Annotated in this window: 10 protein-coding genes; 3 read left to right on the forward strand and 7 right to left on the reverse strand. The window is 37.0% G+C overall.

The features are described from left to right. Positions 1-75: 75 nt before the first annotated feature. Positions 76-573: an acetolactate synthase small subunit gene (gene ilvN, locus CXF79_RS10280; RefSeq protein WP_011044014.1), complete on the reverse strand. Its 498-nt coding sequence runs from the start codon at positions 571-573 to the stop codon at positions 76-78. Further along, a complete protein-coding gene (locus CXF79_RS10285; RefSeq protein ID WP_011044013.1) occupies positions 573-2,300 on the reverse strand; it encodes an acetolactate synthase 3 large subunit in 1,728 nt (575 codons plus the stop codon). Before CXF79_RS10285 ends, ilvN begins: the two co-directional genes overlap by 1 nt. A gap of 522 nt (positions 2,301-2,822) precedes the next feature. Here CXF79_RS10285 and CXF79_RS10290 point away from each other — a divergent pair. Then, complete coding sequence (locus CXF79_RS10290; protein ID WP_101154856.1) at positions 2,823-3,401, forward strand: DUF4136 domain-containing protein; 579 nt, start codon at positions 2,823-2,825, stop codon at positions 3,399-3,401. Positions 3,402-3,708: 307 nt separating this feature from the next. Here CXF79_RS10290 and yfbR read toward each other — a convergent pair whose 3' ends face one another. The 3 genes from yfbR to CXF79_RS10305 all read right to left on the reverse strand — a co-directional run bounded on the left by yfbR (position 3,709) and on the right by CXF79_RS10305 (position 7,683). Next, positions 3,709-4,302, reverse strand: coding sequence for a 5'-deoxynucleotidase (gene yfbR, locus CXF79_RS10295; RefSeq protein WP_011044010.1), 594 nt, complete (start codon positions 4,300-4,302; stop codon positions 3,709-3,711). A gap of 22 nt (positions 4,303-4,324) precedes the next feature. Then, on the reverse strand, positions 4,325-5,560 hold the full coding sequence (locus CXF79_RS10300) for a pyridoxal phosphate-dependent aminotransferase (RefSeq protein ID WP_101154857.1): 1,236 nt from the start codon (positions 5,558-5,560) through the stop codon (positions 4,325-4,327). A 413-nt stretch (positions 5,561-5,973) separates the two neighbouring features. Then, positions 5,974-7,683, reverse strand: a complete 1,710-nt coding sequence (locus CXF79_RS10305) for a proline--tRNA ligase (RefSeq protein ID WP_101154858.1) — start codon at positions 7,681-7,683, stop codon at positions 5,974-5,976. Positions 7,684-8,274: 591 nt separating this feature from the next. Here CXF79_RS10305 and CXF79_RS10310 point away from each other — a divergent pair. Continuing rightward, a complete protein-coding gene (locus tag CXF79_RS10310) occupies positions 8,275-8,757 on the forward strand; it encodes a GNAT family N-acetyltransferase (RefSeq protein ID WP_101154859.1) in 483 nt (160 codons plus the stop codon). Positions 8,758-8,841: 84 nt separating this feature from the next. On the opposite strand, the gene CXF79_RS10315 is transcribed toward CXF79_RS10310, so the two are convergent. Continuing rightward, positions 8,842-9,312, reverse strand: a complete 471-nt coding sequence (locus CXF79_RS10315) for an RNA-binding S4 domain-containing protein (protein WP_101154860.1) — start codon at positions 9,310-9,312, stop codon at positions 8,842-8,844. A 25-nt stretch (positions 9,313-9,337) separates the two neighbouring features. After that, a complete protein-coding gene (locus tag CXF79_RS10320; protein ID WP_011044004.1) occupies positions 9,338-9,757 on the reverse strand; it encodes a hypothetical protein in 420 nt (139 codons plus the stop codon). A gap of 131 nt (positions 9,758-9,888) precedes the next feature. On the opposite strand from CXF79_RS10320, the gene CXF79_RS10325 reads away from it, so the two are divergent. Continuing rightward, a complete protein-coding gene (locus CXF79_RS10325) occupies positions 9,889-12,087 on the forward strand; it encodes a carbohydrate-binding family V/XII (protein ID WP_232769135.1) in 2,199 nt (732 codons plus the stop codon). Positions 12,088-12,136 lie beyond the last annotated feature (49 nt).

The raw sequence follows: 12,136 nt of genomic DNA on the forward strand, positions 1-12,136 counted from the left end.
TACTTTACGAACACATCAGTTTAGTAAAAAAACAAAAAAAAGAGGCTAAAAGCCTCTTTTTTCGTGTGTTTTTAGTTAAATCCGTAAAGCTTGATCGCCACGTGCCATACCAACACAACCTGAACGAGCCGACTCAATAATTTCAGTCTCGTTTTGTAAAGCATTAATAAAGGCATTAAGTTTTTCCGCATCACCGGTAAGTTGAACAGTATAAACTTGCTTGCCAATATCTATAATATTACCGCGAAATATATCCGTTATCCGTGTTACCTCAGTACGTGACTTATCATTCATAGCCGCCACTTTTACTAAGAGTAATTCACGTTCAATGTGTTTTCTATCGGTAATATCAGTGATTTTAATCACATCAATCAGCTTATTTACTTGTTTAACAATTTGCTCTAATACTTTGTCATCACCCTTAGTCGCAATGGTCATTCGAGATAAGCTATTATCATCAGTTGGCGCAACGGTTAAACTTTCAATATTAAAAGCACGTTGAGAGAATAAGCCAACAATACGTGATAGTGAACCAGGTTCATTCTCCATCAAAATCGCTAAAATTCTACGCATTATGATTTAACCCCTTTTTTTAACCACATTTCATCAATTGCACCCGTACGTATTTGCATCGGGTAAACATGTTCTTTCTCATCAACCATGACATCGACAAACACTAAACGATCTTTGATAGTAAAAGCTTGTGTTAATTTTTCTTCTAATTCATCTAAGGTGTCAATCTGAATACCAACATGGCCATAAGCTTCGGCGATTTTAACAAAATCAGGAAGGGATTCCATGTAGGAAGATGAATGACGACCACCATAAACCATATCCTGCCATTGGCGCACCATACCTAGAGAGCGATTGTTAAGAGTGACAATAACGACGGGCAGATTATATTGTGAACAGGTAGAAAGCTCTTGGATGTTCATTTGAATTGAACCATCACCAGTAATACAAACAACATGTTTGTCTGGATAGGCTAACTTTACGCCCATTGCTGCTGGTAATCCAAAGCCCATAGTGCCTGCACCACCGGAGTTAATCCATCGGCGTGGTTTAGCAAAAGGGTAGTATTGTGCTGCAAACATCTGGTGTTGACCAACATCTGAGCAAACGTATGCATCACCCTCTGTTATTTTATATAACGCCTCAACAACTCGCTGAGGTTTTATCATTTCATTTTCATCTTGCTCATAGCTAATGCTTTTTACATTGCGCCATAAGTTTATTTGTTGCCACCATTGGCTCAATGCCGCTTCATCTGGTGAGAAGTTAATATCAGTTAATTCATCTAATAACTGCTGCATAACCACATCGACTAAACCAACAATAGGGATATGAGCATTAATCGTTTTTGAGATTGAGGTTGGGTCAATGTCAACATGAACGATAGTGGCGTTAGGGCAAAATTTCTCGACATTATTAGTAACCCTGTCATCAAAACGTGCACCAAGTGCTAAAATAACATCAGCATTCGCCATGCTCTTATTCGCTTCTAAACTACCATGCATACCCAACATACCAATAAACTGTTTGTGGGTTCCTGAAATACCACCCAGCCCCATTAATGTATTAGTAATGGGCGCTTTTAATGTCTCAACTAACTTAGTGAGTAATTCAGATGCATCAGCTAAAACAATACCACCACCCGAATACACTACCAGTCTTTTGGCATTAGAAATCGTTTGTGCCGCTTTTTTGATTTGTTTCGGGTGCCCCTTAATATTAGGGTTATAAGAGCGTATTTTAATATCTGTTTCGATAGTAAATGGCCCTTTATTTTGAGGAATCAAAATATCTTTTGGCAGTTCGACAACAACGGGACCCGGTCTACCCGTGCTTGCTATATAAAAAGCTTTCGATATGGCATCTGGGATGTCTGCCAAGCTTCTACAGCTAAAACTATGCTTAATGATAGGACGCGTACAACCGACGATATCAGTTTCCTGAAATGCATCGTTACCGATAAGTGAAGTAGCAACTTGACCTGCAAGCACTACCATAGGAATTGAGTCCATATAAGCAGTCGCAATACCCGTAACGCAGTTAGTTGCTCCTGGGCCTGACGTTGCTAATACAACACCAACTTCACCCGTTGCTCTCGTATAACCATCAGCCATATGGGTGGCTGCCTGTTCATGACGAACTAATATATGTTCAATTTCATCTTGTTGAAATATAGCGTCATAGATATCTAAAACGGACCCACCTGGGTAGCCGAAAATGTATTTAACTTTCAGTGCAGATAGTGATTTAACTACCATTTCTGCACCAGTAAAAAGCTCTGTTGTCATACCATCACCTTGATTTTTTAGACCTGTATTATTGTAAATAATGTGTTGTTCTTAAATTGAATAAATTAATGTTGAGCTAATAAAAAACCCTCGGTCTTAAAAAGAGCGAGGGTTTTTTGATATTCTGCTTAATCGTTTTTGCTAAGCACAAGCTATCCCCGCTAATGGTGAAAGTACCACTACGACTATGAGGACGACATTGAGGATAGTTGTTTTAAAAATCATACAATCTTACAAAAACTTAAATATTTTAATTAGTACTATTTTTAAAGACTTTCACTACTTGTGTCAACCAATAAATACAAAACAGCAAATAAAGTGCTATTTAAAGTTTAAGTTGCGTATTGACGACTTATTTTCATGTTTGATATTTATGCTGTTGTTTACAATTTGTTAGAGTTGAAAACAATTTAAATCACTGTTTTGTCTGTATTAGTAACGTATTATGATTTATATTAACTGTAATATTATATCGCAGGCCTATAGATTTATAACTTTGGTCTTACAAAAAATGGAAAAGATATGAATCCAATTAAATTATTAGTCATTACCAGCTTAATTGTTTTTACCGCAGGTTGTGCGACAAATTCAGCTAAAGTTAATTATGATAAGAACACTGAAATTGAAACTATTAACTATAAAACCTTTGCTTGGTTAACTAATGCTAAGATCATGGCGGCACCTGTTGATATTAACCCCGTTATGAAAGAAAGAGTTGATAAGAGTATCGAAGACGCTTTTATTGCGAAAGGTTACCGATTAGTTGATAACGCTGAAAATGCTGATTTTGCTATTTCTTATACAGTAGGTAGCCGTGATAAAATTAAAGTAAATAGCTATCCAGCAACGTATAACAGCGGATTTGGTTGGGGACGCGGTTATTATGGCGGCCGGGGCTACTACGGTACTATGTCAATGGGTACAGAAACGAGTGTTAGACAATACACTGAGGGTAAACTAGCTATTGATGTTTATGATGTTAAAAATCATCAACCAGCTTGGCATGGTTGGGCGACTAAACGTTTATCTTCAGAAGATAAAGAAACACCATCAGCAACATTGAATGAAATTGTTATCAAGGTAGTGAACCAGTTTAAATAATTCATAAAGTTATACTATGATGTAAAAAAAAACGGCTTAGCCGTTTTTTTTTGCATAAAATAACGTCATATACACTGTATTGTGAGTTCACTAGACACTTAGCTCTTACCGTTAATGATGGTGATAAGTTAGTGTATTAAGTGTTTAAGCTAGCGATTCTCTTAAAAGGGGATTTTAGTACTAACCTAGATGTATAAAATCCAGAAGAAGCAATAGTCGATATTGGGGAATAAAGCGTTGTGAGGAAATGTATCGATTCAATATAATGAAACAGGCCAATTTATCTTAAGGAAATTGACCGTGAACATTATTCTTTTGATAACTTATCTACAGTCGCCAAACAAGCAGCCATAAAGGTATCAATAAAGTATTCTACTTCAGGCATGTTTTCTTTTAATTCAGATATTTTTATCGCTAATCGTTGCTCAACATGATCAAACTCTGGATTCTTATGATTAATCTCATCTAGGGCTTTAATATAAGCGACAATGATATCAGCAGCTTTAACAATCGTTTTGTATTCTTCTGAGACGTTATCTTGTACGATAATATCGCTAAATAGTTCTTGAAGTTCATCAGGAAGCGAGGCTAAACATTCTTGCTCTGCTAATAATTCAATCTTTTTAAATTCTCTAGCTATCTCTTTATTTGCATACTTTGTTGGATTAACAATATCGCCGTATCGGGTTTCACTGGCTTCATGATACATGGCAATAGTTGATATTTTATCGGCATTGATGTTGCCATTAAATTTTTTATTTTTAATGACAGCCAGTAAATGAGCAACAATGGCAACCTGATGTGAGTGTTCCGCAATATTTTCTGGTTTAACACAAAACATTAATGACCATCGTTTAATTAATGGCATGCGAAACATCCAGGCTAGAAATGAACTTTGCATTATGTGTCCTCGCTATTAATGATTATGCTGATTTACTCGGCTGAACTTGTTTATAGCTAGCAAAAAAGCTTTTTAACTTTTCAAGAGCAGGAATTAACTCATCAACATGAGGTAAAAAGACTAAACGAAAATAATTATGCTCTTTAACATTAAAAGCTCGACCATGAACTAATAGTATCTTTTCTTGTTTTAGTAAGTCTAAAACCATGCGTTCATCGTTGGTGATATTGAATTTTTTATTATCTACTTTAACAAATAGATATAAAGCACCCATGGCAGGATTACATGATAAACCATCAATATCGTTAATCATTTTGTAAGCAATATTACGTTGTTTAATTAAACGGCCGTCATCACGAATTAATTCATTAATGCTTTGGTAACCACCTAACGCAGTTTGTATGGCGTGTTGACTCGGTACATTGGCGCACATTCGCATTGATGAGAGTAATTTTATGCCTTTAATGTAATCTTCAGCATGTAACTTTGGACCAGAAATGACCATCCAACCTGCTCTAAAACCGGCAATGCGATAATTTTTTGATAAACCACCCAGTGTAATGATGAACACATCTGTCGCTAATGCGGCAGTTGGGACATGTTTAGCTTCATCATAAAGAATTTTATCGTAGATCTCATCGCTATAAATTATTAGACCATGTTTCCTTGCTAGGGCAATTATAGCGTGTAATACCTCTTCTGAATAAACCGCACCAGTTGGATTATTAGGGTTGATCAATACAATGGCTTTGGTTTTTTTTGTAATTTTACTTTCCATATCTTCTAGATCTGGAAACCAATGATTCTGCTCATCACATCGATAATGCACAGGTTTACCGCCTGAAAGTGATACTGCTGCAGTCCATAATGGGTAATCGGGTGCAGGGATCAACACTTCGTCGCCATTATCAAGTAATGCTTGCATTGCCATAACAATCAGTTCACTGACGCCATTACCAATAAAGATATCATCGACCATGACATCTTTAATACCTTGCTGCTGAAAATATTGCATGACAGCAACTCTGGCAGAGTAAATTCCTTGAGATTCGGAATAACCCTGTGAGTTAGGTAAGTTATGGATAACATCTTTTAAAATATCATCAGGGGCTTCAAAGCCAAAAGGGGCGGGGTTACCAATATTTAACTTAAGAATTTTATGACCTTCATCTTCAAGGCGTTTCGCCTCGACGGCTACTTGTCCTCTAATATCGTAACAAACATTATGTAATTTAGATGACTTGGTAATAGCTTTCATGAGTTAGTAACTTCTTAAGTAAAATGGAAAAAAGAGAACATCTCATTGTTGCTAATAATGTACTGTTTTGAAAGTCTTATTTTGGCTTTATTTATGATAATTTATCTTATTTTATAGATAAAAGGCATATTGTAACAACGCATTTACTTTTATTAATAGTGCAGCGACCAAAGACCTAACAAGAATGAAAGGTTTTTCACTCAATAGTGTCTATTTATAGCTAAAACTAGCCAATATTATACTCAATAAACTGGGAGGATGAGGTTACGAGGAATGTTCTTGTTTGCCGTTAATGGTATTGCTGCGGAATGTAAGAATATAGTGCGATTAAAATCAATATAGCTTGAGCAACAAAAAAGGGGCAATAGCCCCTTTTTCATTTTACTCAGTTAATTGCATAACTGATTGTATCGTTAATTAAATAAAGACATAACTTCATCAATAGCAATAAGAGATTTTTCACCAGTGATACGGTTCTTAAGCTCTACTTGCTGAGCATCTAAATTACGCTCACCAATGATAAGCAATAATGGTGTACCCATTAATTCATGATCAGCAAACATAACGCCAGGGCGTTCTTTTCTGTCATCAAATAATACTTCAATACCGGCTTGATTTAACGATTCATATAAGGCTTCAGCTGTTTCTTTTACACGTGCTGATTTTGCCATATTCATTGGCACAATAGCCACTTGAAATGGTGCAATAGCTTTAGGCCATTTGATACCGTATTTATCGTGATTTTGTTCTATAGCAGCAGCAACAATACGAGAAACACCAATACCGTAGCAACCCATAGTCAATGTTTGGTTTTTACCACCTTCATTGAGAACTGCACAGTTCATCGCTTCTGCATATTTACGGCCTAACTGGAAAATATGACCTACTTCAATACCACGTTTTATTTCAATGTTACCTTGACCACATGGGCTTGGATCACCAGCAACGACGTTACGGATATCATGTACGCTGATTTCGTTACAATCACGTTGCCAGTTTACACCAGTTAAATGTGCGTCATCTTCATTGGCGCCACAAACAAAATCACTTAAGTGAGCAGCACTGCGATCAACAATTACTTCAATGTTTAAGCCAACAGGACCAATAGAGCCAGCATTACAATTAGCAGCGGCTAAGATTTGCTCTTCGCTAGCAAATGTTATTGGAGTCGCTACTTGTGGTAAATGTTCTGCTTTAATTTCATTAAGCTGATGATCTCCACGAAGTACAAGGGCAACCACTGTTTCTGCTTCACCTTCTACCGTTGCTCCAACAACTAAGAGTGTTTTTACTGTTGTTTTCAAATCAACAGATAAACATTGTACTAAGTCATCCATGCTTTTAACATTCGGCGTGGCTACTTTAGCTAACGTTTGTGTTGGCTCTGCACGTTCACCTGCAGGGGCTAATGCTTCCGCTTTTTCAATGTTTGCTGCAAAATCACTTGCATCACTAAAAGCGATATCATCTTCACCTGAGTCAGCAAGTACATGGAATTCATGTGACTTCTCACCACCTATTGAACCTGTATCGGCTAGAACCGGACGGAAATTTAATTCTAGACGTTCAAAGATACGGCAATAAGCATCAAACATAATTTGATAAGTTTTTTCTAAACATTCATCTTCTAAATGGAAAGAGTAAGCATCTTTCATTAAAAACTCACGGCCACGCATCACGCCAAAGCGAGGTCGTATTTCGTCACGAAATTTTGATTGAATTTGAAAAACATTTAACGGTAGTTGTTTGTAGCTGCTTAATTCATTAGCAACTAATTTTGTAACAACTTCTTCATGCGTTGGACCTAAAACAAAAGGACGTTTATGACGGTCATTTATACGTAATAACTCTGGACCATAGTCATCTAACCGACCTGACTCTTGCCAAAGATCAGCAGGTTGCACCATAGGCATCAATATCTCATTACCACCAGCGCGTTGCATTTCTTCACGAACAATTTGTTCTACTTTTTTCAAAACACGCAAACCAGTTGGAAGCCATGTATATAACCCAGAGGCTAGATTACGAACAAGTCCTGCTCGTAACATCAACTGATGACTGATCACTTCTGCGTTAGCAGGGGTTTCTTTAAGAGTAGACAGTAAATATTGACTGGTACGCATCGTAAAAATTTCCGTAAAATAGGGATAAGTATAATTGGCGACATTCTATCAGGGGGCTAGCTTATGAAAAAGTAATATATGTAATATTTATGACTTAGTTACATCAAAGTTATTAATGTGACGGTTTATGGACTTTTTTAGTCGTTTATTTACAAAAGCTAGGACAAATAAAGAAGAATAAAACTAACGATAAAAGCCTTTTAGAATGGTAATCACTTGAAAGGTACTTATTCACCTCACTGAGAGAGCAAAATTTTTGATTTTTATTTAATGAAAGCTTTATATACCCGTCACCAATCAATATGCTGGTTTCAGAGTGCTTGAGCTATTTTAATTCAAGGCGCTGTGATGAAATAATGGTTATTCAGGAGAATATGCTCCTGCATTCTCTAATAACACCATCCATGTAGCGCCATTATAAATCACAGCATAGAATGATTATGTTTAAATCATTCTTCTTGCCTAAAGTCATTTTAATTCCCACTGAAAACATGCACTGTGAATGGTAACGAGTATATTGACACAATATCTTTATCATATTCATATTATGCGTATAGTTCGTCCATTTAAAAAATTAACAAAGGAAGTAGTGTGAAAATAACTCTAATTCAAGCAGATTACCATAACGAGCAACACGGTAAAGATTTAGTGATGCTATTAAATGCCTATGCTCTTGACCCTATGGGTGGCGGCGAAGCGCTAACAGAGCATACGCAGCAAAATTTAGTGGCGACTTTAGCAAAACGAAGTGATTTTTTAACATTACTTTGTTATGTCGACGGTAAACCCGCGGGAATACTTAATTGCGTTGAAGGTTTTTCTACGTTTAAGTGCAAACCGTTACTTAATATCCATGATTGCGGTGTATTAAAAGAATACCGAGGTTTGGGGTTAAGTCAAAAATTGTTTTGTGAAGTAGAAGAAATATCGCGTGAACGTGGTTACTGTAAATTAACTCTTGAAGTATTAGAGGGTAATACAGTCGCGCAAAATGCTTACAGAAAGTTAGGCTTTACTGGCTATGAGTTAGATGAAAAAACAGGTAAGGCGTTGTTTTGGGAAAAAGTACTGTAAATATGTTTTAAACGTTAATGATTACTAAAAGGCTTTCATTAACGTTTATTTATCAATGATTAAAAGAACTTATGTCGTTAATGATTAAAACGAAATAGGTTTTCTTTTTCTTGGTACTTTAACTATTTCAATATCTTGTGGCTGAGTAATAAAATCACTTTTAGCTTGTTTTTTATTAGGCTTAGCTTTTTTCTGAGGTGTTTTGGTCTTTGAAGTATAATTGCTCTGTTCGTTAGTCGTTTTAGTTGAACTTTTAGTTGTAACTTCACTAACCGCTGGAGTGATGCTTTCTTCTAGACCTTCAGGGATAGCTTCTGCCTCAGTGAGTTCTTCATTGATAAGTAACTGAACTACTTCACCATTAAACTCAATCACATCTTCATGATAAGCTTTTTTACGCTTTTGGTATTCCACTTCACCATTGAGTAAAACATAGCCTTCACTGATAACGACTTTTGCTTCACCGCCACCACTGACTAAATTTGCTATTTTTAATAGCTTACATAATTCTACCGGTTGATGGTTTAATTCAATAACTAAGTAACTTTCTGACATATATTTCTCGATAATAAACTGAGATTTATTCTTGTGTTAATTGAGATAAAAGTTCAGTTATTTCAGTTTTTAATTCTTCGCTTTCAATGGATTGTGCAACGTCGTTAGCTTTATTAGCAAAAATTAGTGCTTGTTCTTTTTCTTCAAATTCAACTTGGCGTAGCGCCATTGCTAAATATGCGGAAGCAGTAAAGACCGGTAACGCTAATTTTTCTGCCGTTGCTAAGGCAACTTCATAAATATCCATAGCTTGTTCACCATCTTCGGTAAAATCAGCAAGTGCTTCCCATTGTAGGGGGTGATCTTTTGGTGAGTCTTGGTTTGTTGCACAAAGTACTTGTAATTTTTTACAACTGGCTAGCCTTAACTCATCATTATCGGTGTTTGAAGCGTTAGCAATTTCTTGGCAAATAGCAAGAATGTCAGTATATAAAGGGGCTTTCATAGATATTCCTAGTGTATATAAGTAGTTACCGGCTTAATTTTAATGTAATTATATTTACAGCGGCATTATTTCAGGCGATATTAACATACTAACAATTTTTTTACATTAACCCGCACACAATACAGGATTGTATGATGAAACTTAGCCTTAATGTACCCATACTAAGAGTTATTAGTAGATGCTTCATAGCATGCTTTTTACTCCTTTTTTCTTTAACTAGCTTTGCTGAAGATTGGCCACAAGAGCTATCTGGTGATCGTGGTACTATAGTCGTTTATCAACCTCAGCCTGAAAAGCTTAAGGGTAATATTCTGACTGGGCGGGCGGCAATGTCACTTGAATTAAAAGACAACCCCAATCCCATTTTTGGCGTATTTTGGTTTTCGGCCAAAATAGCGACAGATCGCAGTGAAAATACAGTCACTATTAACCAATTAAAAGTGACTAAAGTAGGCTGGCCTGATTCAACAGAATCAGATGAAAAGCAGTTTAGTCAATTTGTTGATGCACAATTAGCCAACTCTTCATTTACCGCTTCGTTATCTAAATTGACCGCCAGTTTAACCAGTGCAGAGCAAATAAAAGAAAGCCTCGCCACGATTAAAAATGACCCACCAATAATACAGTTTACAAGTATTTTGTCAGTATTGCTTAGCTACGATGGTGATCCTGTTTTTAGAGATATTGATAACAGTGACTATCAGCGGGCATTAAATACACCACTGGCGGTAATAAAGAAAAAAAACCAAGCAAAGTTTTACTTAACCAGTGGGCATCTATGGTACCAAGCATCAACAGCGTTAGGACCTTGGTCAATATTAGCTAATCCTCCTGCTGATCTTAAAGCGTTAATTCCAAAAGAAGAAGAACAAAGCGACACACCACAAGTCATTTCAGCGCCTAATATTGTAACGGCAACTAAGCCGACTGAACTGGTTGTTTCTGATGGTAAAGCGAATTGGACGAGTTTAGTGGGTGGTAAATTACTCTATGTTGAAAATACCGAAACACCTTGGTTACGTGAACTTGCCAGTGGTGATATGTATTTGCTGTTATCAGGTCGTTGGTTTAGCAGTAAAAGTGAACAAGGTCCTTGGGTTTTTGTTCGTGGTGATAAGTTACCGCAAAGTTTCAAAGAAATCCCACCTGAATCTGCTATTGGTGGCATAAGAACATCCATTGCAGGGACTGATGAGGCTGAACAAGCGGTATTAGATGCACAAATTCCTCAAACCGCTGCAATTAAACGTAGTGAAGCTAAGCTGACGGTAAATTACGACGGCGAACCTATTTTCGAGAAAATAGCTAATACCCAAGTTGAATATGCAACTAATACTTCAGCGCAAGTACTTAAAATCTCGGGTAAATATTATGCAGTTGATAATGGTGTTTGGTTTGTTGCCTCAAAGGCTAAAGGGCCTTGGCAAGTTGCCGATGATATTCCTCAAGAAGCGATAGCTCAAATTCCGCCTAGCTCACCTATGTATAACACCACTTATGTCACCGTTTATGACTCTACACCTGACGTTGTGTATGTCGGTTACACCCCAGGTTATATGTGGTCATATCCATATTATGGTGTGCCTATTTATGGTACTGGTTGGTATTACCCACCTTATTATGTTGGCGGTTGGTATTACCCTAGACCACCAACGTGGGGATTACATGTAGGTTATAACCCATGGACTGGCTGGAATGTTGGCGTAAGTTGGGGCAGCCCATTCTTTAGAGTTGGCGTGGTATGGGGCGGTGGTTATCACCACCATCCAAGACCCTGTTGTGGTCGATATTATGGCGGTGGTTATCGAGGTAATACCAACATAAACATTAATGGCAATGTGAATATTGGCAACTCGGTGAGTATTGCAAATCGTGATCATGCAAAGAAAAGAATTGCCGCCAATCCAACGAATAGGACTGGAGGAAGAATCGCACAGGGTCATCGAACTAATAATCTATACAATCAAGGTGTCAATAAAAAGCGTAATGCAATCAAACAACCATCGACAGGAAAAATAAACAGAGCAAAAGTTTCTCCGAAGCGAGCGAATAATGTTTATGCCGATAAACGTGGTGGTGTTGTGCGTCACGAAAATGGTCAGTGGCAAAATCGTAGTAATAAAAACTGGAAGACGGTGCCAAAACAGGGAACACTGAACTCACCCTCTTTTCCAAATCAACAACAGCGTAACCAGCAAATAAATAGGCAAAAACCTAATAACCGTTCATTTGATCACAAAACGATGAATCGTGATTTACATGGCCGACAAATGGGTAATATGTCGCGAGGTGGTCATCAGCCAATAGGCAACGCTCGACGAGGTCGATAGCTTATTTATTTGGATAATTAATAATAACAGCATAAATAAACAGGAAGCC

It is taken from the genome of Colwellia sp. Bg11-28 (assembly GCF_002836245.1).
Lineage (GTDB): Bacteria > Pseudomonadota > Gammaproteobacteria > Enterobacterales > Alteromonadaceae > Colwellia > Colwellia psychrerythraea_A.